17 protein-coding genes and 2 pseudogenes are annotated in these 21,361 nt (G+C 72.8%); 8 read left to right on the top strand and 11 right to left on the bottom strand.

The features are described from left to right. Positions 1–111: 111 nt before the first annotated feature. Positions 112–695: pseudogene (locus OG956_RS06475) on the bottom strand (B3/B4 domain-containing protein); the annotation flags it as partial. Here OG956_RS06475 and OG956_RS06480 point away from each other — a divergent pair. From OG956_RS06480 to OG956_RS06505, 6 genes and pseudogenes are all read left to right on the top strand, one after another. Continuing rightward, a pseudogene (locus OG956_RS06480) lies at positions 694–978 on the top strand (cupin domain-containing protein); the annotation flags it as partial. The pseudogenes OG956_RS06475 and OG956_RS06480 overlap by 2 nt on opposite strands. Positions 979–1,172: 194 nt before the next feature. Next, positions 1,173–1,679, top strand: coding sequence for an SAV_915 family protein (locus OG956_RS06485; RefSeq protein WP_330336977.1), 507 nt, complete (start codon positions 1,173–1,175; stop codon positions 1,677–1,679). Continuing rightward, the gene (locus OG956_RS06490; protein ID WP_330336978.1) at positions 1,676–1,966 is read left to right on the top strand and encodes a DUF6317 family protein; all 291 of its coding nucleotides are present in this window, start codon (positions 1,676–1,678) and stop codon (positions 1,964–1,966) included. Before OG956_RS06485 ends, OG956_RS06490 begins: the two co-directional genes overlap by 4 nt. A gap of 6 nt (positions 1,967–1,972) precedes the next feature. Continuing rightward, on the top strand, positions 1,973–3,268 hold the full coding sequence (locus OG956_RS06495; RefSeq protein WP_330336979.1) for a WXG100 family type VII secretion target: 1,296 nt from the start codon (positions 1,973–1,975) through the stop codon (positions 3,266–3,268). Further along, entirely contained in the window at positions 3,246–3,791 is a 546-nt protein-coding gene (locus OG956_RS06500; RefSeq protein WP_330336980.1) for a hypothetical protein, read from the top strand. Before OG956_RS06495 ends, OG956_RS06500 begins: the two co-directional genes overlap by 23 nt. A 129-nt stretch (positions 3,792–3,920) precedes the next feature. Further along, positions 3,921–4,601, top strand: a complete 681-nt coding sequence (locus OG956_RS06505; protein ID WP_330336981.1) for a hypothetical protein — start codon at positions 3,921–3,923, stop codon at positions 4,599–4,601. An 18-nt stretch (positions 4,602–4,619) separates the two neighbouring features. Here the strand turns inward: OG956_RS06505 and OG956_RS06510 are convergent, their stop codons facing one another. The 9 genes from OG956_RS06510 to OG956_RS06550 all read right to left on the bottom strand — a co-directional run bounded on the left by OG956_RS06510 (position 4,620) and on the right by OG956_RS06550 (position 15,754). Beyond that, positions 4,620–6,146 (bottom strand): NCS1 family nucleobase:cation symporter-1, encoded by a 1,527-nt coding sequence (locus OG956_RS06510; RefSeq protein ID WP_330336982.1) that lies wholly within the window; start codon positions 6,144–6,146, stop codon positions 4,620–4,622. A 121-nt stretch (positions 6,147–6,267) separates the two neighbouring features. Beyond that, on the bottom strand, positions 6,268–7,290 hold the full coding sequence (locus tag OG956_RS06515; RefSeq protein ID WP_330336983.1) for a TIGR03842 family LLM class F420-dependent oxidoreductase: 1,023 nt from the start codon (positions 7,288–7,290) through the stop codon (positions 6,268–6,270). Positions 7,291–7,301: 11 nt separating this feature from the next. Beyond that, positions 7,302–8,705, bottom strand: coding sequence for a dihydropyrimidinase (gene hydA, locus OG956_RS06520; protein WP_330336984.1), 1,404 nt, complete (start codon positions 8,703–8,705; stop codon positions 7,302–7,304). A gap of 28 nt (positions 8,706–8,733) precedes the next feature. Beyond that, positions 8,734–9,576, bottom strand: a complete 843-nt coding sequence (locus OG956_RS06525) for a nitrilase-related carbon-nitrogen hydrolase (protein ID WP_330336985.1) — start codon at positions 9,574–9,576, stop codon at positions 8,734–8,736. A gap of 155 nt (positions 9,577–9,731) precedes the next feature. Continuing rightward, positions 9,732–11,297 (bottom strand): PucR family transcriptional regulator, encoded by a 1,566-nt coding sequence (locus tag OG956_RS06530; RefSeq protein WP_330336986.1) that lies wholly within the window; start codon positions 11,295–11,297, stop codon positions 9,732–9,734. A 17-nt stretch (positions 11,298–11,314) separates the two neighbouring features. Next, a complete protein-coding gene (locus tag OG956_RS06535; protein WP_330342760.1) occupies positions 11,315–12,565 on the bottom strand; it encodes an aspartate aminotransferase family protein in 1,251 nt (416 codons plus the stop codon). A 29-nt stretch (positions 12,566–12,594) separates the two neighbouring features. Further along, complete coding sequence (locus tag OG956_RS06540; RefSeq protein WP_330336987.1) at positions 12,595–13,437, bottom strand: nitrilase-related carbon-nitrogen hydrolase; 843 nt, start codon at positions 13,435–13,437, stop codon at positions 12,595–12,597. Between the two features lie 206 nt (positions 13,438–13,643). Further along, positions 13,644–15,365 (bottom strand): hypothetical protein, encoded by a 1,722-nt coding sequence (locus tag OG956_RS06545; protein ID WP_330336988.1) that lies wholly within the window; start codon positions 15,363–15,365, stop codon positions 13,644–13,646. A gap of 137 nt (positions 15,366–15,502) precedes the next feature. Beyond that, positions 15,503–15,754 (bottom strand): helix-turn-helix domain-containing protein, encoded by a 252-nt coding sequence (locus tag OG956_RS06550; RefSeq protein WP_330336989.1) that lies wholly within the window; start codon positions 15,752–15,754, stop codon positions 15,503–15,505. A gap of 81 nt (positions 15,755–15,835) precedes the next feature. Between OG956_RS06550 and map the strand changes: the two genes are divergently transcribed. Then, entirely contained in the window at positions 15,836–16,612 is a 777-nt protein-coding gene (gene map, locus OG956_RS06555) for a type I methionyl aminopeptidase (protein ID WP_330336990.1), read from the top strand. Positions 16,613–16,856: 244 nt separating this feature from the next. After that, positions 16,857–19,406, top strand: coding sequence for an ATP-dependent Clp protease ATP-binding subunit (locus OG956_RS06560; RefSeq protein WP_330336991.1), 2,550 nt, complete (start codon positions 16,857–16,859; stop codon positions 19,404–19,406). 41 nt (positions 19,407–19,447) lie between these two features. Here OG956_RS06560 and ggt read toward each other — a convergent pair whose 3' ends face one another. Continuing rightward, on the bottom strand, positions 19,448–21,250 hold the full coding sequence (gene ggt, locus OG956_RS06565; protein WP_330336992.1) for a gamma-glutamyltransferase: 1,803 nt from the start codon (positions 21,248–21,250) through the stop codon (positions 19,448–19,450). Positions 21,251–21,361 lie beyond the last annotated feature (111 nt).

Genomic DNA, 21,361 nt, shown 5'->3' on the forward strand with positions numbered 1-21,361 from the left:
CTGATTCCGTGCGTCCGCCCGGCTGCCGGGCGCTCGGACCGGTCCCTGGAAGGCTATCGGGCGCTCTCTTCCTGCGAGGGGCGTTCGGGGGGCGCGTGCACCCCGGGGTCGTCAGACGGCGACGTGCGGCTGTGCCGGGCCGAGGCAGCGCACGGCGGTCTGGCCGGCGTGCGGGGCGAGGAGGGCCAGGAGTTCGTCGGCCGCGACCTTGGGGAGGTCGCCGTCGCGGTCGGCGTGGAGGGTCTCGAGGACGAAGGCGACGCGCGAGGAGTCCTCGGTGACGCGGGTGCGATGGGCGTCGCGGTGGTTCCAGTGGCGGGTGAGGACGCCGGTGGCGCCCGTGTAGACGATCTCGCCGGGCCCGGGGTTCTCGACGGTGTCCGGTTCGCCGAGCGGGGTGAAGGTCTCCGTGCCGTCGGCGTACCGGATGTCGACGTCGCCGGTGACCTGGTCCAGGTCGAAGGCGCCGGCGGGCAGGCCGTGGCGGACGGAGACGGTGTTGCAGGAGTCGACGGCCGGGTTGATACGGGGCGGCGTGCCCTTCTTGGCGAGGCGGCGGCCGAGCGCGTCGACGCTGGGGCGGCTACGGCGGGGGTTGGTGCCGAAGGACAGGTACGCGGTGTGCCAGGCCCCGATCCGCGGGTCGCTCTCGTCCGCCGCTGCCAGGTGCCGTCGGCGAGCCGCTGCTCCAGCTGGGCCCGCCTCATGCTGACGACCTCCGGGCCGGCGCCGGTGGAGGTCTGGCGCCGGCGCCTGGAGCCGGGCGAGGAGTATCCGAGCCGTCCCCATCAGGCCGGGGTCGTGGAGACGATCAGCGTCGTCGCCGGCCGGATGACCCTGGTCGTCGACGGCACCGAGCACCCGCTGGAGGCGGGCCGCACCGCCACGTTCGAGGGGGACACCGCGCACACCTGCCGCGGCTCCGGCACCGAGCCGTGCGAACCGATCATGACGGTGCACCTGCCCCCGGCCCCGTGACGGCGGCGTGAGCCCGGCCGGAAACCCCGGTTCAGCAACGGGTCAAGGGTTGCTCTGCCGTCTGCCAAGCGGGCGTATGGGTTCGGTGTGTGCCCGGCGGCAGGTCCCGACATGGCTGGATTTGCCCTCTTGCCCGGTGGCTACCGTGGTCGGGCCCGATCGGCCACGAACGCACGGGGAAGAAGGTGACGGCGATGGGGGCGCCGACTCGATCACGCCTGCTCGACTTCGCTGAGCCGGATCCGCCCGGGACGAGCCTCCCGCAGCAGACTCCGCAGCCGCCCCGCTCGGCGCTGCGGGACTTCGCGGAGGCCGCGCCGCCGCCGCGAGCGGACACGGACGGCCGGCCCGGCCCGAAGCCGGGAGTCCCCGCCTACCACACGCCGGTGTGCGTGCCGGCGCATCCGCGGTCCGTCGCCGGTACCGGCTCGGACGGCCGCCCCGCGCGCGTGCCCTTCATCGTCCTCGAACTCTTCCGGCACCCCGAACACGGCACCGTGGCCTACGCGTTCACCTCGCCGGCCAGGCTGGCGCAGGCGCTCGGCGAGGCCCAGCCGTGGGTCGCCGCCTCCCTGGGCCCGCTGGCGGAAAACGTGCGCGAGCAGGGCGTCACCGTCCTGCTGGACCCGCGGGTGGCCCCCGGAGAACCCAACTGGCGGCCCGAGGACCTGGCCGCGTACGCACGGGAGGTGCGCCGGTGAGCGACTTCAAGGCGGTCTACGACGACCTCGCCGCCATGGCGAAGACGTTCCACACCCAGGCCGACGACTACCGCAGGCTGCACCCCGACGTGGCGCCGCCCGTGGTCAGCGGCGGCGACCCCGGCCTGGACTCGGTCATCAAGGAGGCCGCGAACCTCATCATCGCCCTGCACACCGGCATGGCGGACCGGCTGGACGACCACGGGGACAAGGTCGCGTACGCGCGGGACTCCTTCCACCGCCACGACGTGGACGTCCACGGCGTCTTCGAAGACCTGATGGGATGAGGGCCGATGGGTGACAGCTGGGTCGGCGGCGACATCGGCGGACTGCGCACGATGGCCGAGACGTACAAGAGCGCCAAGGACAAGCTGGACGGCGTGGTCAAGCCCCTCAGCACGGCGGTCGACAAGCTGGTCGGCGACGCGGGCTGGAAGGGCGAGGCGGCCGAGAGCTTCCGCGCCAAGTGGAGCGAGGACGCGCTGACGGCCGGCGGCTTCGCCGAACTGGTGCACTCGGCGGGCGAGATCCTCGAGACCCTCGCGAACGCGCTGTCCACGTGCGAGACGTCCCTGCAGAACGCGCAGCACATCGCGGCCGGCAAGGGCGTCTCCACGGACGCCAAGGGGGCGCCGCTGCCGATGGTGACGGCGAATCCCCCGAGCGCGGAGGACCAGAAGGCCATCTCCGCGATGAACGACTACGCCAAGGCGCGCGAGGAGATCCTGCACACCGCGCAGCACGCGCGGCTGGTGGCGGCGAGGGATCTGCAGAGCCTGTGCGACCAGGTGACGAAGGGCGACGCGACGTCCCCCGGGGACAAGGTCACCCTCGCCGACTATCTGCGCGGCCTGTACGCGTACGACGCCGAGGACGCCCGGGCGGGCGGCATCGAGGCCCGCAAGCGCATCGACGCGGCCAAGGCCGAGGCGCAGGCCGCCAAGAAGGAGCTGCGGGCGGAGCGCAAGGCCTACCAGAAGGCCGGCAAGGCGCTGCCCAAGGACCTGCCCGCCAAGAGCGCCTACCGTGACGCGGTCACCAAGGTGGACGCGCTGGAGCAGGATCTCGCGCGGGCCGACCACGGCAGCACCGCGCTGCCGTACGACCGGGCGCTCAACGTGAAACTGGCCGACGCGGCCGAGGCGTTGCGCGTGGGCGAAGGCCTGGAGAAGGTCCCGGACTTCCTGAAGGAGATTCCGGTGCTGGACGTCGCCGCGGCGGGTGCCTGCGGGCTGCTGGAGGCGTCCGACGACCACGACAAGGGCTGGTCCTGGCAGCACTCGATCGCGGTGGACGGCGGCGCGAACCTCGCGGGCCTGGCGGCCGGCACCGCCGTCACGGCGGGTCTCGTCGCGCTCGCTCCCGTCGACGTGCCGGTCGCCGTGGTGGCCGGGGTCGGCGGTGGCATCGTGATCGGCGCGACCGGCATCATCGACCACTCCTTCCACGAGCACTGGAGCGAGGACATCCACGACCACGGAGTGGTGGGCGGCATCCTCCACGGCTCGGGTCACGTCCTGTCCGAGACCGGGGACGACTTCGTGCGGCTGAAAGACGACGTGTGGCATGGCATCAAGAGCATCTTCTGAGGGCGCGGCCTCGCCGGCCCCCGTCCGGATCCCCGCGGTGCAGGGGCTCGGCACCACGTGGTACGAGCGCGGCCCGCGCTACTGGCTGCGCCGGTGCCTGACCGCCCTGGTGTGGCTCGCGGTGCTGGCCTTCTGCTGCTACATCGCGCTCGTCCTCTACGGCAGCTTCCGCACCGGACTGCCGTCGGGCGTCCGTACGGTGTGGGACTGGGCGCAGGCCGTCGCGTCCGCCGGGGCGCTGGTGTGGGGATGGCTGGTGCAGCGCCGGGACCATCGCAGGAAACTCCTCGACCCGCCCGCCCCCGAGGAGTTCCGCGCCGCGAAGCGGGACCAGAGCCGCCGTACGCCCGGCCTCGTCGTCGCCGGCCGCGTTCTGTGGCTGGTCGCGGCGCCCGTCGTCCCGGCGCTGGCCGCCTGGGTCGTCGGCTGGAGCGTGGCCATGCTGACCGTCCGGGAGTACCCCAGCGAGGTCGGCACCCGCCGTTGGCTCGAGGAGCAAAGCGGGCGGAACCGTACGTCGTGACCGTGCCGCCGTAACCGCCCGCGCACGCTGCGAGTTTCCGCTTCCGCCCCACAGGGAGTCGTGTGACACTGGCGTCCCACGTCCACCTGCGGGCCCTGTCCGCACCCCCTCCCCCACGAGAAGTGCGCCGTGCGATCCCTTCCCCTGCCGCTCGCCCTGACCGCGCGGATCTCGCCGGTCGCGGTCCTCGCCTGTGCCGGCTGGGCGCTGACGTCCGGCGCCGCGCCGCACGCCTCCGCCGGGCACCAGACGGTGCAGAGTTCGTCGACCCAGACCTCCTCCTCGTCCGCCGGTCCGTCGTCCACGGCGGCGGCGAAGGCGTACGGCACCGCGCCGTCGCCCTGCACCAGCGTGCCCGCGGCGACCGTGAAGTCCCTGGTGCCCGGGGCGAAGACGGACGGCAAGGAGATCCCGTCCACGGACGCCAAGCTGCGCCGCACCTGCTCCTGGAACGCGCTGCAGGGGTACAGCTACCGCTGGCTCGACGTGTCGTTCGAGATCAGCGGCTCGGAGCAGGAGGCGACGCAGGAGTACCAGCAGCGGGTGAAGGAGAAGAGCGGCGGCGGGGACGTGCCGGGGCTCGGCGACAGCGCGTACTCCGTCGTCAACCTCACCACGGAGGACAAGCAGCAGACCCGCGAGGGCGTCGTCGTGGTGCGGGTGTCCAACGCCCTGGTCGTCGTCACGTACAACGGAAGCGACTTCGACACCAAGAAGGCGCCCGGCACGGACGAGATCAACAAGGGTGCCATCCAGGCGGCCCGCGCCGCGGTGGGCGCGCTCGGGGGCGGGCGGTCGCAGTCCGGCTGACCGCCCGCCCCCGCGTCCTCAGACCGCGGCCCGCCGGGCGCCGGTCAGCGCGGTGAGCGCCAGGTACAGCACCAGGGACGTGCCGAGGCCCACCGCCCAGCCGTAGTCGGCGAGGGAGGCGAGGGACGGGATGGGGCGGCCGTCGATCAGGGGCTTGAAGCTGGCGCCGCCGATCGCGAGGACACCGCCCGCGAGGAAGGACACCACCGCCCGCCAGTTCCAGCCGGCCGCGTACCAGTAGCGGCCGCCGGTGCGGTACAGGTCGGCGAGGTGCAGCCGGGTGCGGCGCAGCAGCCAGTAGTCGGCGACGAGGATGCCCGCGACCGTGCCGAGCAGGCCGCCGACCAGGCCCAGCCAGGTGAAGATGTAGCCCTGCGGGTCGGAGTAGAGCTTCCACGGGAAGATCAGCACCGCGAGGACGGCGGTGATCAGGGCGCCGGCGCGGAAACTCACCTTTCTCGGCGCCACGTTGGAGAAGTCGAACGCCGGGGAGACCAGGTTGGCCGCGATGTTCACGGACAGCGTGGCGACGAGGACGGTGACGAGCGCGTAGAGCAGGCCCACCACGTTGTCCGTCTTGGCGGCGAGCTGCACCGGGTCCCAGACCGGCTGGCCGTAGACGGCCTGGGAGCCGGAGGTGACCAGGACGGACAGGAAGGCGAACAGGGTCATGGTGGTGGGCAGGCCGAGGGCCTGGCCCCAGGTCTGCGCCTTCTGGCTCCTGCCGTAGCGGGTGAAGTCCGGGATGTTCAGCGACAGCGTGGACCAGAAGCCGATCATGCCCATGAGGGACGGCCAGAACAGCTTCCAGAAGCTGCCGCCCCAGCCGAGCTTCGATGGCTGGTCGAAGAGCGGGCCGACCCCGCCCGCCTTGCTGCTCATCCACCACAGCATGACGAACGCGCCGACGAGCACGAACGGCGCGGCCCAGTTCTCGAAGCGGCGGATGGTCTCCATGCCCCGGTAGATGATCGCCACCTGGAGCACCCAGAAGATCGCGAAGGACAGCCACATGGTCCAGGCGTAGCCGCCGACGTGCGCCGCGTTCGACCAGCTGTCGCCGATCAGTTTCCCGGCGAGGAAGTAGATGGCCTCGCCGCCGATCCAGGTCTGGATGCCGAACCAGCCGCACGCCACCAGCGCCCGTACGACGGCGGGCAGGTTGGCGCCGCGCACGCCGAAGGAGGCGCGGGCGAAGACGGGGAAGGGGATGCCGTACTTGGGGCCGGCATGCCCGGTCAGCAGCATCGGCACCAGGACGACCAGGTTGGCCAGGGCGATGGTGAACACGGCCTGCTTCCAGTCCATGCCGACGGCGATCAGGCCGGAGGCCAGCGTCCAGGAGGCCGTGTTGTGGGCCATGCCGACCCACAGGGCGGAGAAGTTGTACGTGGTCCAGGTGCGCCGTTCGACCGGGACCGGGAGGAGGTCCTCGTTGGCGTAGGGACCGCTGGGCGGCAGGGTGCCGGGTGCGAGTTCCACGCGCCCGTCGGAGCGGGTGACTTGGCCGGACGGGGGTATGGCCGTGGGAGCGGTGTCGGTCATGGGCTGGCCAATCGGGTGAGAGGGAGCGGGAGTTGCCGTGCGGGCACCAGCCCCCTCCCCGCCGGCGGCGGGGAGGGGAGACCAAGAGGGGGCGTGGGGGGCTCGTACGTGGGGCGGGGGCTCAGGCGTTGAGGGCCGGGATCACCGCCCTGCCGTAGGCGTCGATGGTGGCCTCCTGCGCGTCGTGCATGTCGTACACCGCGAACTGGTCGACGCCCAGCGCGCGGAGCGCGGTCAGCTTCTCGATGTGCTTCTCGACCGGTCCGATGACGCAGAACCGGTCGACGATCTCGTCGGGCACGAAGGCGGTGTCGGGGTTGCCGCTGCGCCCGTGGTGGGCGTAGTCGTAGCCCTGGCGTGCCTTGATGTAGTCGGTGAGGGCGTCGGGGACCTGTGCGGAGTGCTCGCCGTACCGGGCGACGAGGTCGGCGACGTGGTTGCCGACCATGCCGCCGAACCAGCGGCACTGCTCGCGGGCGTGGGCGAGGGCCTCGGGCGAGTCGTCCTCGGTGACGTACGCCGGGGCCGCCACGCAGATCGTCACCTTCGCGGGGTCGCGGCCGGCGGCGGCGGCCGCGTCCTTGACGGCCTTCACCATGTACTCGGTCAGATACAGGTCGGACAGCTGGAGGATGAACCCGTCGGCCTCCTCGCCGGTCATCTTCAGCGCCTTGGGACCGTACGCGGCCATCCAGACCGGGAGTTCGGCGCCCGGCTTGATCCAGGGGAACCTGATCACCGTGCCGCCGCCGAGGTCGGCCTCCTCTCCCCTGGCCAGGGCGCGGATGACCTTCATCGCCTCGCTGATGCGGGCGAGGGTGTTGGGTTTGCGGCCCGCGACCCGCATCGCGGAGTCGCCGCGGCCGATGCCGCAGACGGTGCGGTTGCCGAACATGTCGTTGAGGGTGGCGAAGGTGGACGCGGTGACCTCCCAGGTGCGGGTTCCCGGGTTGGTGACCATCGGGCCGACCTTCAGCTTCGTCGTGTTCGCGAGGATCTGGCTGTAGATCACGAACGGCTCCTGCCAGAGCACGGCGGAGTCGAACGTCCAGCCGTACGTGAACCCGTTGCGCTCGGCCCGTTTCATCAGGCTGACGACGCGGGAGGCCGGCGGGTCGGTCTGCAGGACGAGTCCGAAGTCCATGGGCGCTGCTCCTAGTTGAGGTACTGACAGGTGGAGCGCGGGGTGAAGACGCCGTGGCCGGCGTGCCCGGTGTACTCCCGCTCGGTGATGACGGGCACGCCTCGCGAGAGCACGGTCTCGACCCGGCCGGTGGTGCGCCTGCCCTCGTAGGCGGAGTAGTCGACGTTCATGTGGTGGGTCTCGGCCGACATGACCTGCTCGGCGTGCGGGTCGTAGATCACGATGTCGGCGTCGGCGCCCGGCGCGATGGTGCCCTTCTTGGGGTACATGCCGAACATCCGGGCCGGGGTGGCGCAGGCGATCTCGATCCAGCGGCGGCGGGAGATGTGCCCGTCGACGACGGCCTGGTGGAGCAGGTCCATGCGGTTCTCCACGCCGGGCAGGCCGTTGGGGATCTTGGAGAAGTCGCCGCGGCCCAGCTCCTTCTGGCCCGTGAAGCAGAAGGGGCAGTGGTCGGTGGAGACGACCTGGAGGTCGTTGGTGCGCAGCCCCTGCCACAGCTTGGCCTGGTGCTCCTTGGGCCGCAGGGGCGTGCTGCACACGTACTTCGCGCCCTCGAAGTCCGGCTCGGCGAGGTTGTCGGTGGACAGGAACAGGTACTGCGGGCAGGTCTCGCCGAAGACGTTCAGCCCCTCGTCGCGGGCCCGCGCCAGCTCGGCGACCGCTTCCATCGCGGAGACGTGGACGACGTACAGGGGTGCGCCGGCGACCTGTGCGAGCCGGATGGCGCGGTGGGTGGCCTCGGCCTCCAGCAGGGCCTTGCGGACCTCTCCGTGGTAACGCGGGTCGGTCTCGCCCCGGGCGAGGGCCTGTTCGACCAGGACGTCGATGGCGATGCCGTTCTCGGCGTGCATCATGATCAGCCCGCCGTTCTCGGCGGCCCGCTGCATGGCGCGCAGGATCTGCCCGTCGTCGCTGTAGAAGACACCGGGGTAGGCCATGAACTGCTTGAAGGAGGTGACGCCCTCCTCCACCAGCAGGTCCATCTCCTTCAGCGTCTCCTCGTTCACATCGGAGACGATCATGTGGAACCCGTAGTCGACGGCGCAGTTGCCCTCGGCCTTGGCGTGCCAGGCGTCCAGGCCCTCGCGCAGGGTGCCGCCGACGCTCTGGATGGCGAAGTCGACGATCGTGGTCGTGCCGCCCCAGGCGGCGGCGCGGGTGCCGGTCTCGAAGGTGTCGGCGGCGGTGGTGCCGCCGAACGGCATCTCCATGTGCGTGTGGCCGTCGACCCCGCCCGGGATCACGTACTTGCCGGTGGCGTCGATGACCCGGTCGGCGGTGAACGCCTCGGCGGCGGGGGTGCCGGAGGCGGCGAGGGCGGCGACGCGGCCGTCCTCGATCAGGACGTCGGCGTGGATCTCGTCCGAGGCGGTGATGACGAGACCGCCGCGGATGACGGTACGGCTGCTCATGCTGCTCCCTTGCGTCGCTCGGTTCCGGTCAGGGCGCGGTCAGCGGTCCGTACGCCCCGGGCGCCCGGTCGCGGTAGAACTGCCAGCGGTCGCGGACCTCGCGGAGTTTGGCCAGGTCCAGGTCGCGTACGACGAGTTCGGTCTCCTTGTCGCTCGCGACCTCGCCGACGAACTGGGCCTCGGGGTCGACGAAGTAGGTCGTGCCGTAGAAGTCGTTGTCGCCCAGGTCCTCCACGCCGACCCGGTTGATCGCGCCGACGAAGTACTCGTTGGCGACGGCCGCCGCCGGCTGTTCCAGCTGCCACAGGTAGCGGGACAGGCCGCGCGAGGTGGCCGAGGGGTTGAAGACGATCTCGGCTCCGGCGAGGCCCAGCGCCCGCCAGCCCTCCGGGAAGTGCCGGTCGTAGCAGATGTACACGCCGATCCGGCCGGCGGCGGTGTCGAAGACGGGCCAGCCGCTGTTGCCGGGGCGGAAGTAGAACTTCTCCCAGAATCCCTGGACCTGGGGGATGTGGGTCTTGCGGTACTTGCCGAGGTAGGAGCCGTCCGCGTCGATCACGGCGGCGGTGTTGTACAGGACGCCCGGCTGCTCCTCCTCGTACATGGGCAGGATCAGGACGATGCCCAGCTCGCGGGCGAGGGACTGGAAGCGCTGGACGGTCGGGCCCTCGGGGATCCGTTCGGCGTACTCGTAGAAGGCCTTGTCCTGGACCTGGCAGAAGTAGGGGCCGTAGAACAGCTCCTGGAAGCAGAGGACCTGGGCGCCCTGCGCGGCCGCGTCGCGGGCCGCCTGCTCGTGGACCTGGATCATGGATTCCTTGTCGCCCGTCCACGCGGTCTGGAACAGGGCGGCTCGGATCACTCGGCTCATCGGGACCTCCGGTAGCTCGGTGTGCCGTGAGCGTAGAAAGCCCGCGCGGGCCGGTTGAGTGGCAGCGTGTCACGTCTGCGGGCCCTCGGCGTGTCACCGTGTCACGTGTGCGCAGTCCCATGTTTCACCGCCGTTTTCCCAGGTCGTCGCATGTTTCACCGCAGTTGCGCGTCGTGCGCGAGGAGCGCGATGTGCACGGAGGCCGCCTGTTCGAAGTCGTCCAGGTCGACGCCGAGCCGGGCCTGTATGGCCTCCAGGCGGCGGTAGAGGGCGGGCCGGGAGACGTGGTGGAGCTGGGCGGTGCGGGACTTGTTGCGGCCGGTGGCGAGGTAGGTGCGCAGGACGTTCAGCAGCTCGGGCTCGGCCTCGCCGAGCAGCCCGTCCAGTTCCCGTTCGGCGAAGGACTGCACGTGCGGGTCGTCGCGCAGCAACCGGACCAGTCCGCGCAGGTGCACGTCCTTCAGGCGGACCACGGCCGGCAGGTCGAGCGCGGCCGGGGAGTCGGCGACGGCGTCGGCGACGTGCCGGGCCTCGCGCAGCCCGGCGGGCACGTCGTCCCAGGCGGTGCGGGCGTCGCTGGCCGCGACCACGGCCCGTGACCCGGCGCGCAGCCGGGCCGCGAAGTGGGCGGTGAGGGCGTCGGCGTCCTGGTCGCGCGGGAGGCTGAGCAGGACGGCGGCGCGGCCGTCGGCGAGTTCGGCGACCAGCCCGGCCAGCCCCAGCAGACGCAGCACTCGGTCGAGTTCGCCGGGGGCGCGGCCGAGGACTACCAGCGGCACGAAGGTGCGCCGGTTGACCGGCAGCCCGGCCGCCCGCGCCCGGGGCAGCAGCTGCCGGGCCGGTACGGCGCCGGAGACCAGGTCGGTGAGCAGGCTCTGCGCGGACTCCTCCTCCCAGGACGGCGCGGAACCGCCGCCGAGCATGCGGTGCAGGACCAGCGCCTCGGCGGCCCGGTCGGCGAGCAGCCGGCCGGTGGCCGCCTCGCCCCGGTAGCCGCACAGCAGCAGCCGGCCCCAGCGCTCCCCGCGCCCGCCCAGCTCGGCGCTGATCCACTCGTCGCCCGCCGCCGCCCCGGCCTGCCGGGCGATCCGCTCCCAGTCGCGCAGCACGTCGTCCACGGCGGACCGCTCCCCCGCCGTGGCGAGGACGCGGTGGGCGAGGTTGGTGAGCACGACCGGGCAGCCGCCGTGCCGGGCGACCTCGTCGAGCAGCCGCTGCACGGGGGCGCCGGCGGTGATCAGGGCGGTGAGTTCGGTGCGTACCGTCTCCGAGAGGCTGACGGCGGCGAACTTCCGCCGTACCAGCCGGCACTGGACCTCCTCGGTCAGCTCGGCGAACGGGAAGGGCCGGTGCAGGACGACCATGGGCAGCCCGCACCGCTCGGCGGCCCGGCGCATCACCTCGGGCGGCGCCGGGAAGGCCCGCCCGAGGCCGAGCACGACGGCGGCGGCCTCGGCCCGGTGCAGCGACTGGATGTACTCGGCCTGCTTGGCCTCGTCGCCGGCCAGGAGGACGCCGGTGGTGAGCACCATCTCGCCGCCGCTGAGCATCACGCCGACGTCGGCGGCCTCGGCGACGTGCACCCAGCGCACCGGCCGGTCGAGCTGCCCGGCGCCGGCCACCACCTCGGGTTCCCCGGCGAGGACCCGTTCCAGGGTGAGCACCTGGCGGACGGAGAGGGCGGGTTCCCAGCCGTGCCGGGACTCCAGGGTGGTGGTCATGGCCGTACCGCCGTTCTCTAGTGCGTACTCCTGAGCGCCCGTTCCAGGATCGCCGCGCCCTCCTCCGCCTCCGCGACCGTGAGCGACAGCGGCGGGGCGATGCGCAGGGCGCTGGTGTCGTGGCCGCCGCCCTTGCCGATGAGCAGCCCGCCCTCGCGGGCCGCCTCCAGGACGGCGGCGGCCGCCTGCGGGTCGGCCTGGTCGGTGCCGGGCCTGACCAGCTCGATGCCGATCATCAGGCCGCGCCCGCGCACTTCCCGGACGCCCGGCAGCTGGGCGGCGACGGCGCGCAGCCGTTCGATGAGCAGGCCGCCGACCCGGCGGGCGTTGCCCTGGAGGTCGTGTTCGAGGAGGTAGGTGAGGTTGGCGAGGCCGGCGGCCATGGTGAGCTGGGTGCCGCCGAACGTGGAGATGCTGTTGGCGTCCAGGCAGTTCATGATGTCGGCGCGGGCGATCACGCCGCCGATCGAGGTGCCGTTGCCGATGCCCTTGGCGAACGTGACGATGTCCGGCGGGCCGCTGCGGGCGTGTGCCTGCCAGCCCCAGAAGTGGTCGCCGGTGCGGCCCCAGCCGGTCTGCACCTCGTCGGCGATCCACAGGATGCCGTGCTCCTTCAGGACGTCCCGGAAGGCGGCGTAGAGCCCGTCGGGCGGGGAGGTGAAGCCGCCGACGCCCTGGATCGGCTCGGCGATCAGCGCGGCGGGCGGCCGGGTGTGCCCGAGGACGTCCTTCAGGTCGGCGACACAGGCGTCGATGAAGGCGCGGTCGTCCAGGCCGGCGAACGGGCCCCGGGTGCGCACGCCGCCGTGCACGTACAGGGTCTGCAGCGGGGACAGGGAGGTCGGCGACCAGCCGCGGTTGCCGGTGATGCCGACCGTGCTGAAGGACCGCCCGTGGTAGCTGTTGCGCATCGCCAGGACCGTGTTGCTGCGCCGGTAGGAGGTGGCGAGCAGCAGGGCGGTGTCGTTGGCCTCGGTGCCGGAGGTGGTGAAGAAGACCCGGGCGTCGGGGATGCCGCTCACCTGGGCGATGCGCTCGGCGAGGTCGACCATGGGGCGGTTGAGGTAGAGGGTGGAGGAGTGGATGATCCGCCCGGCCTGCTCGGCGACCGCCTTGGTCACCTCGGGCAGGGCGTGCGCGGTCATCGTCGTCAGGATGCCGCCGAAGAAGTCCAGGTACTTGTTGCCGGCGGAGTCCCAGACGTGGCGGCCCTCGCCGTGGGTGATCTCGATCGGCTCGTCGTAGTAGAGCGCGAGCCAGTCGGGCATGACCTGGCGGTGGCGGGAGTAGAGGTCGTTCACGGCTGTACCAGTCCTTCGTAGGCGTCGGGGCGGCGGTCTCGGTAGAAGGCCCACTGCTGCCGCACTTCCTCGATCAGGTCGAAATCGAGGTCGCGGACGAGGAGTTCCTCGGAGGTGTCGCTCGCGACCTCGCCGACGAACTGCCCGCGGGGGTCGACGAAGTAACTGGTCCCGTAGAAGTCGTTGTCGCCGTACTCCTCCCGCCCGACCCGGTTGATGGCGGCGACGAAGTACTCGTTGGCGACGGCGGCGGCGGGCTGCTCCAGCTGCCACAGGTAGGCGGACAGCCCTCGGTGGGTGGCCGACGGGTTGTAGACCAACTGGGCTCCGTTGAGACCGAGTTGCCGCCAGCCCTCCGGGAAGTGCCGGTCGTAGCAGATGTAGACGCCGACCTTGCCGACGGCGGTGTCGAAGACGGGCCAGCCGAGGTTGCCGGGCTTGAAGTAGTACTTCTCCCAGAAGCCCTTGACCTGCGGGATGTGGTGCTTGCGGTACTTGCCGAGGTAGGTGCCGTCGGCGTCGATCACGGCGGCGGTGTTGTAGTAGAAGCCGGACTGCTCGACCTCGAAGACGGGGACCACGACGACCATCCCGGTCTCCCGCGCGAGCTCCTGCATCCGCCGCACCGTCGGCCCGTCCGGCACCCGTTCGGCCCAGCGGTAGTGCTCGGGCTCCTGGACCTGGCAGAAGTAGGGCGAGTTGAAGACCTCCTGGAACCCGATGACCCGGGCGCCGCGGCGGGCCGCCTCGCGGGCGTGCTCCTCGTGTTTCGCCACCATGGACTCGGTGTCGCCGGTCCACGTGGCCTGGACCAGTGCGGCGCGTACGACGTTGGCCATGAGCTGCTCCTTCGACGGGCCGTCAGAGCCTCTACGCCCGTAGAGCAGGCCGTAGAGGGACGAAAGTAAGCCTCCGGGAGGCCCTTGCCAAGACCATCGTCGTCATCCCGCGGAGTCGATCAGGTGGGGCGCCCCTGCGGGTGAGCCTGAGGGTCGCTCCAGGGGGTGAACCGGAGCATACCGGGACGATGCCCCCTGGTGGCCGTTCACGTGGCGTGTCCGGCGACCCGCAGTGCGTGCACCAGGTCCCAGTGCCGCTCGTCGGAGACGGCCCGCGCGGCGCCGAGCAGCAGCGGCACCAGCCGGCGGGGGTCGGGGGCGACGCCGCGGGCCGCCTCCTGCGCCGTACGGCCGCGCACCACGGCGTCGAGCAGCACCGCCGCCTCCCTGCCGCGCCCCTCGTCCTCGAGCCGCAGCACGGCCGCGCCGATCTCCTCCGCCGGGCGCGCGACGCCCTGCCGCAGCATCTGCCGCGCGTCGGCCTCCCGACCGGCGGCGACGAGCGCGTCGGCGGCGGCGACCAGCCGTTCCGGGGCCAGCGAGGCGGTCTCCCACAGCAGCGTGGCCCAGTCGGCGTCGAGCCCGGCGCGCTGCAGGCTCTCCGCGAGCGCCGGGAACCGCGCGGGGGGCCACTGCGCGACCTCCACCAGCAGCACATGCGCCTCCCCGCTGCGCCCTTCGGCCCGAAGCCGGGCGAGCCGCTCCACGGCCCCGGCCACGACCGCGCCCGCCTCGGCGTCCACCACCTCACCGGGCGCCGCCGCCACACCGGCCTCGGCCCCCTCCCCCACCCCGGCGAACCGCGCCCCACGCGGCGCCCGGTCCCCGGTACTGCTCTCGCCCCCGGCCGGCAGCGGCACCACGGGTACGACGGCGGCGCCCTGCTCTTCCGCCATCCCGGCGAACCGGGCGCTTCCCCGACGGCGTTTCCGGGACTTGGCGGACTCTGCGGCGGGTGCCTGAGGCGTGGCGGGCGCGGGGGCGGCGAGCGGTGGGGCGGGAGGCGGAGTGGTGGCTGGACGGGTGAGCGGCGGCGTGGTGGGCGCGGTACCGGCGGGGCGGCCGGACGGCACGGGGGCGGGGGCGTGGGCGGGCACGGCGGCCGGAGGGACGGAAGCCGCGGCGTCGGCGGGGCGAGCGGAGGGCACGCGGGTGGGGGCGGAACCGTGGACGGGCGCGCTGACCGGCGGGGCGAGAGGTACGGCACCGGGGGCGTGGTCCGGCGTGGTGGCCTGGATGGCCGGAGCCTGTTCTTCACGCCCGGAACCACTCGCCCCTCCCCACCAGTCCCGCTCCCCCGAGCGGCCACCGGGGTCGGCACGCCGGAAACGCGGCGCCGGCTCCCCCGCGGCCTGGGCACCCCCCTTCCGCACCGGAGCGGAGTCACCACCCCTCCGCTCCCCGCGCGCCCTCTCCGCCTCCCGGAGGTCCAGCTCCGCGATGCGGGAGCGGAGTTCGGCGCACCGGGCGGTCGCGCGGGCGTGGTCGTCGTCGGTCCAGGCCAGGTCGAGGCGGACGGACTCGGCCTCCGCCGTGGAGGCCGGCAGGGACAGCCGGCGGGTCAGTGCGGCCCGGCGTTCGGCGGCGCGGTGCTGTTCGCGGAGCATGACGTCGAGGCGGGCGAGCAGGGCCTCGCGGGCGCCGGGGCGGGCGTCGTGCGCCGTGAGCGCGGCCCGGTGCAGGGCGCGGGCCCGTTCCCGCTCGGCGGCAGCGGCGGCGGGGCCGTATGCCGCCGCGAGGTCCTCCAGCAGCGCCTCGACCACGTCCCACGGCGGCACCTCGCGCCCGTCCAGGCAGGCCCGCAGGCCGTCGGGGTCGCGCCGCCAGAAGACCCCGCTCCAGCCTCCGTCCTGGTCCAGCCGTGCCAGCAGGCCGTCCAGGTAGCCCGCGAACTCCTCCGCTCCGCCTGGGAGTCGTTCCACCGCCATCGCTCAGCTCCCGCCCAGCCGCCGGTACTCCGCCGGTCAGGCAACACCAGATGTGTTACGGCGCTGCTACACAGGGTTTTCCGGCAGGGCGCGGGCGGATCATCGCCCGGCGCCGCGCGCTGTGCGGACCCGGCCTCTCAGGCGGGTACGAGCAGGGACCGCGCGACCAGGTCGTCCATCGACAGTCCGAGGGCGCCGGCCAGCGCGGCGACGGTGAAGAACGCCGGCGTCGGCGCCCGGCCCGTCTCGATCTTGCGGAGCGTCTCGGCGGACACGCCCGCCCGCGCGGCGACCTCGGCCATGCTCCGGTCCCCGCGCGCCTCGCGCAGCAACCTCCCGAGCCGCTCGCCGCGTTCACGCTCTTCGGGGGTCAGGGGGGTGCGCACCATGCGCCCATTCTAATACCGGTCCGCACGCCGGCACCGGCCCGCACTCGGGCACCCCATTCAAATACCGGTATAGTAATTGGCATGGTGGAACTGAAGACGGACACGTCGATCGACGCGATGCACGCCGCCGGCCAGGTCGTCGGGCGGGCCCTGACGGCCGTACGGGACGCCGCGGCCGTGGGCGTCAGTCTGCTGGAGCTGGACGAGGTGGCACGGGCGGTGCTGCGCGAGGCCGGGGCGTCCTCGCCGTTCCTCGGCTACCGGCCGTCCTTCGCGCCGACCCCCTTCCCCGCGGTGATCTGCGCCTCCGTGAACGACGCGATCGTGCACGGCATCCCCGGCCGCTACCGGCTGCGCGACGGCGACCTGGTCTCGATCGACTGCGGCGCCGTCCTGGACGGGTGGGCCGGCGACTCGGCGATCAGCTTCACCGTGGGCCGCCCGCGCCCGGCGGACCTGCGGCTGATCGACACCGCCGAGCGGGCGCTGGCGGCGGGCATCGCGGCGGCCGTCCCGGGCAACCGCATCGGCGACATCGCCCACGCCGTCGGCCGGGTCTGCCGCGAGGCGGGGTACGGCATCCCGCACGGCTTCGGCGGCCACGGCATCGGCCGCCGTATGCACGAGGATCCCGACGTCCCCAACGAGGGCCGCCCGGGGCGAGGGCTCCCGCTGCGCCCGGGCATGGTCCTCGCCATCGAGCCCATGGTCATCGCGAGCGGCGAGGACGGCTACTACGAGGCGTCCGACGGCTGGACCCTCCGCACGTCCGACGGCTCCCGCGCGGCCCACGCGGAGCACACGGTGGCCGTCACGGAGTCCGGTCCCCGGATCCTGACGGCAAGGGAAACCCCCTGACTCCCTGAGGGAGCGCGAGGCCGTGCCGAGGCGCGGTTCCGCCGCGACGGGGGTCCCCCGGGTTCGGGCGCGGCCGAGAATCCGGGGGCGAGCGACCACGGACCACCCGCAGCCGCCGACGTGCGGAAAGCCCCTCCCCCGCAGGCGGACATGCCACCCCCCACGGTTCATGTCATCGTGGGCATGAACAGCCCCCATCCGGTTACCCGGCGGAGCCAGTCGTCAGCGAAGGAAGCGCATCGCCATGACCAACGGCTACCCTCCTGACCCCTTCGGCGAATTCCTGGGCCGTTTCTTCGGTGGTCCCCCCAGCGGAGCCAAGCGCCACATCGACATCGGCCGGCTGCTCAGCCAGCCGGCCCGTGAGCTGGTCAGAGGGGCCGCCGTGTACGCCGTGGAGCACGGCAGCCGGGATCTGGACACCCAGCACCTGCTGCGCGCGGCGCTGGAGTCCGAGCCCACCCGGAGCCTGCTGAGCCGCGCGGGCGCGGACCCGGACTCGCTGGCCTCGGAGATCGACGACCGTGCGGGCCCGGTGCAGCACCCGCCGGGCGAGGCCCCGCCGCCGACCTCGCTGTCGCTCACCCCGGCCGTCAAGCGCGCCCTGCTGGACGCGCACGATCTGGCGCGGGCGAGCGGCGCGGGGTACATCGGCCCGGAGCACGTGCTGAGCGCGCTGGCCGCCAATCCGGACTCGGCCGCCGGGCACATCCTGAACGCGGCCCGGTTCTCGGCCGGCTCCCTGCCGCCGGAGGCCCCGGAGAGCACCCAGACGCGCCCGGAGCGGCCGCGCGCCACCGGCACCCCCACGCTGGACAAGTACGGCCGCGACCTGACCGACCTGGCCCGGCAGGGCCGGATCGACCCCGTGATCGGCCGGGACACCGAGATCGAGCAGACCATCGAGGTGCTCTCGCGCCGGGGCAAGAACAACCCGGTCCTCATCGGCGACGCCGGGGTCGGCAAGACGGCCATCGTCGAGGGGCTGGCCCAGCGCATCGCCGACGGGGACGTGCCGGACATCCTCTCGGGCCGCAGGGTCGTCGCGCTGGACCTCACCGGGGTCGTGGCCGGCACCCGCTACCGGGGCGACTTCGAGGAGCGCCTGAACAACATCGTGGAGGAGATCCGCGCCCACTCCGACCGGCTGATCGTGTTCATCGACGAGCTGCACACGGTCGTGGGCGCGGGCTCCGGCGCCGAGGGCGGCGCGATGGACGCCGGGAACATCCTCAAGCCCGCCCTGGCCCGGGGCGAGCTGCACATCGTGGGCGCGACCACGCTGGAGGAGTACCGCCGGATCGAGAAGGACGCGGCGCTGGCCCGCCGGTTCCAGCCGGTGCTGGTGCCGGAGCCGACGGCCGAGGACACCATCGAGATCCTGCGCGGGCTGCGCGACCGGTACGAGGCCCACCACCAGGTCCGCTACACCGACGAGGCGCTGGTCGCCGCCGTGGAGCTGTCCGACCGCTATCTCACCGACCGGCGGCTGCCGGACAAGGCCATCGACCTGATCGACCAGGCGGGCGCCCGGGTGCGGCTCGGCGCGCGGACCAAGGGCACGGACGTGCGCGCCATGGAGCGCGAGGTCGAGCAGCTCGTGCTGGACAAGGACCAGGCGGTCGCCGGGGAGGACTACGACAAGGCCAAGGAGCTGCGCGACCGGATCGGCGAGCTGAAGCAGCGGATCGCCGAGGCGAGCGGCGACGACAAGGCCGACGAGGGCCTGGACCTGGAGGTGACGGCGGAGGCCATCGCCGAGGTGGTGTCCCGGCAGACCGGCATCCCGGTCAGCCGGCTCACCCAGGAGGAGAAGGAACGGCTGCTGGGCCTGGAGGAGCACCTGCACCAGCGGGTGGTCGGCCAGGAGGAGGCCGTGGCCGTGGTCTCGGAGGCCGTGCTGCGCTCCCGCGCGGGGCTCGCGAGCCCGAACCGGCCGATCGGCAGCTTCCTGTTCCTCGGCCCGACCGGCGTCGGCAAGACCGAGCTGGCCCGGGCGCTCGCCGAGGCGCTGTTCGGCAGCGAGGACCGCATGGTCCGGCTCGACATGAGCGAGTACCAGGAGCGGCACACCGTCTCCCGGCTGGTCGGCGCCCCGCCCGGGTACGTCGGCCACGAGGAGGCCGGGCAGCTCACCGAGGTGGTGCGCCGGCACCCGTACTCGCTGCTCCTGCTGGACGAGGTGGAGAAGGCCCACCCGGACGTCTTCAACATCCTGCTGCAGGTGCTGGACGACGGCCGGCTGACCGACTCCCAGGGCCGGACGGTGGACTTCACCAACACGGTCATCGTGATGACCAGCAACCTCGGCTCCGAGGCGATCACCCGGCGCGGCGCCGGGATCGGGTTCGGGCCGGGCGGCGCGGAGGCGGACGAGGAGGCGCGGCGCGAGCAGATCCTGCGGCCGCTGCGCGAGCACTTCCGGCCGGAGTTCCTCAACCGCATCGACGAGATCGTGGTGTTCCGGCAGCTCACCAGCGCGCAACTGCGGCAGATCACCGACCTGTTGCTGGAGAGCACCCGGCGGCTGCTGGACGGGCAGGGCGTCTCGGTCGAGTTCACGGACGCCGCCGTCGACTGGATCGCCGAGCGCGGCTACCAGCCGGAGTACGGCGCCCGGCCGCTGCGCCGCACCATCCAGCGGGAGGTGGACAACCAGCTGTCCCGGCTGCTGCTGAACGGCAAGATCTCCGAGGGCAGCCGGGTGACGGTGGACGTCCGCGACGGCCGGCTGGACTTCCGCCCCCAGGAAAACCGGCCGCCCGCGACGGAGTTGCCCGCGCCGGAGTCGTGACGCCGGCCGCCGCTTCGGGCCCCGGGGCCGTCCTCGCTCGCCTACGGCGCCGGGTCCACCACCATCGCCGAGCCGCCGCCGCGCCGTACCTTCTCGGCGGCCGCCAGCCACTTGCCGCCCGGCAGCCGCTGCACGCCGGTCGCCGCGCCGATCTCGGGGTTGAGGGAGAAGGAGTGGCCGATGCCCTCGAGTTGCTTCCTCAGGTCGCTGTCGTAGAGGGCGGGTTCGAGTTCGGTCTTGGCCGCGTTGCGCTGGCTGGCCCTCGGTGCGGCGATGGCGTCGACCAGCGGAAGGTGCCGGTCGAGGAACTCGGTGAGGGTCTGCAGCACGGTGGTGATGATGGTGGCCCCGCCGGGTGAACCGAGCGCCACCACGGGGCGGTTGTTCCGGTCCAGCACGATCGTCGGCGAGATCGACGAGCGCGGCCGCTTGCCCGGTCCCGGCAGGTTCGGGTCGTGCACGGCCGGGTTGGCCGGGGCGAAGGAGAAGTCGGTCAGCTCGTTGTTGAGCAGGAAGCCCCGGCCGGGCACGGTCATGGCGCTGCCGCCGGTCTGCTCGATGGTGAGCGTGTAGGAGACGACGTTGCCCCACTTGTCGGCCACGGTCAGATGCGTGGTGTTCTCGCCCTCGTACGTCGTCGGGGCGGCCGTACCGCCCTGGCCGCAGGCCGCGGGGTGGCGGGGGTCGCCGGGGGCGAGGGGGCTGGTGAGGACCGCGTCGTCCTTGATCAGGCAGGCGCGCGAGTCGGCGTACCGCTGGGACAGCAGCTCTTTCGTCGGCACGTCCTCGAAGGCGGGGTCGCCGACCCAGCGCCCGCGGTCGGCGAACGCGATCCGGCTCGCCTCGATGAAGTGGTGCAGGTACTGCACCTCGCTCGCCTTCGACAGGTCGGTGTTCTCCAGGATGTTCAGGGCCTCGCCGACCGTGGTGCCGCCCGAGGAGGAGGGGGCGATGGAGTACACGTTCAGGCCGCGGTACGAGGTCCTGGTGGGCGCCTGGAGCTTGGCCCGGTAGACGGCGAGGTCCTTCTCCTCCAGCTTGCCGGGGCGGGCGTTCCAGCCGGAGGCGGGGTCGACGGGCGGGTGCTCGACCGTCTTGACGATGTCGTCGCCGATGTCCCCGCGGTAGATCGCGTCGACGCCCCTGCGGCCCAGTTCCTCGTAGGTGCGGGCCAGTTCGGGGTTCTTCAGCCTGGAGCCGACGACCGGCAGCTGCCCGTTCGGCAGGAACAGCTTCGCGGTGTCGGGGAAGTAGCGGAACCGGGTCTCGTTGGACGCGGTCTGCGAGCGGAAGGTGTCGTCCACGGTGAAGCCGTCGCGGGCGATCCGCTCGGCCGGCTTCAGGACCGTGCCGAGCCGCTCGCTGCCCCATTCGTCCAGCGCCTGCTGCCAGGTCGCGGGCGTGCCCGGGGTGCCGACGCTCAGGCCGCTGCTGACGGCGTCGGCGAAGGAGAGCGGCTTGCCGTTCTCCAGGAACAGGTCGGAGCCGGCGCTCAGCGGCGCCGTCTCCCGGCCGTCGATGGTGTGCACCGTGCGGGACCTCGCGTCGTAGTAGACGAAGTAGCCGCCTCCGCCGATGCCGGCCGAGTAGGGCTCGGTGACGCCGAGCGCCGCGGCGGTGGCGACGGCCGCGTCGACCGCGTTGCCGCCGTGTCTGAGGACCTCGATGCCGGCGGCGGAGGCGTCGGCGTCCACGCTGGCGACCGCGCCGCCGTAGCCCACCGCCACGGGAACCTTGGCGGGCGTGCCGCTCGTCGTCGCGGCGGGTGGCGCCGCCGCCCCCACCGACACCATGGCGGCCGAGACCGCCAGAACCGCCAGTTTCCGCGTGCCAGGACGACCCATCCGTACCTCCCGTAGGGACACGTCCGCGCAGCGTAACGAGATTGCCGTAGTACCGACAGTACGCCTGGGTCACTCGCCACACGACCGTCACAGTTCGAACAGGGGTACGCG

The organism is Streptomyces sp. NBC_00557, assembly GCF_036345995.1.
GTDB lineage: Bacteria > Actinomycetota > Actinomycetes > Streptomycetales > Streptomycetaceae > Streptomyces.

Coding starts and splice junctions, on each gene's coding strand:
- OG956_RS06485 (WP_330336977.1), top strand. CDS start 1,173: ATGGGGGCGCCGACTCGATCACGCCTGCTCGACTTCGCTGAGCCGGAT.
- OG956_RS06495 (WP_330336979.1), top strand. CDS start 1,973: ATGGGTGACAGCTGGGTCGGCGGCGACATCGGCGGACTGCGCACGATG.
- OG956_RS06500 (WP_330336980.1), top strand. CDS start 3,246: ATGGCATCAAGAGCATCTTCTGAGGGCGCGGCCTCGCCGGCCCCCGTC.
- OG956_RS06510 (WP_330336982.1), bottom strand. CDS start 6,146: ATGACCGACACCGCTCCCACGGCCATACCCCCGTCCGGCCAAGTCACC.
- OG956_RS06515 (WP_330336983.1), bottom strand. CDS start 7,290: ATGGACTTCGGACTCGTCCTGCAGACCGACCCGCCGGCCTCCCGCGTC.
- hydA (WP_330336984.1), bottom strand. CDS start 8,705: ATGAGCAGCCGTACCGTCATCCGCGGCGGTCTCGTCATCACCGCCTCG.
- OG956_RS06525 (WP_330336985.1), bottom strand. CDS start 9,576: ATGAGCCGAGTGATCCGAGCCGCCCTGTTCCAGACCGCGTGGACGGGC.
- OG956_RS06530 (WP_330336986.1), bottom strand. CDS start 11,297: ATGACCACCACCCTGGAGTCCCGGCACGGCTGGGAACCCGCCCTCTCC.
- OG956_RS06535 (WP_330342760.1), bottom strand. CDS start 12,565: ATGCCCGACTGGCTCGCGCTCTACTACGACGAGCCGATCGAGATCACC.
- OG956_RS06540 (WP_330336987.1), bottom strand. CDS start 13,437: ATGGCCAACGTCGTACGCGCCGCACTGGTCCAGGCCACGTGGACCGGC.
- OG956_RS06545 (WP_330336988.1), bottom strand. CDS start 15,365: ATGGCGGTGGAACGACTCCCAGGCGGAGCGGAGGAGTTCGCGGGCTAC.
- OG956_RS06550 (WP_330336989.1), bottom strand. CDS start 15,754: ATGGTGCGCACCCCCCTGACCCCCGAAGAGCGTGAACGCGGCGAGCGG.
- map (WP_330336990.1), top strand. CDS start 15,836: ATGGTGGAACTGAAGACGGACACGTCGATCGACGCGATGCACGCCGCC.
- OG956_RS06560 (WP_330336991.1), top strand. CDS start 16,857: ATGACCAACGGCTACCCTCCTGACCCCTTCGGCGAATTCCTGGGCCGT.
- ggt (WP_330336992.1), bottom strand. CDS start 21,250: ATGGGTCGTCCTGGCACGCGGAAACTGGCGGTTCTGGCGGTCTCGGCC.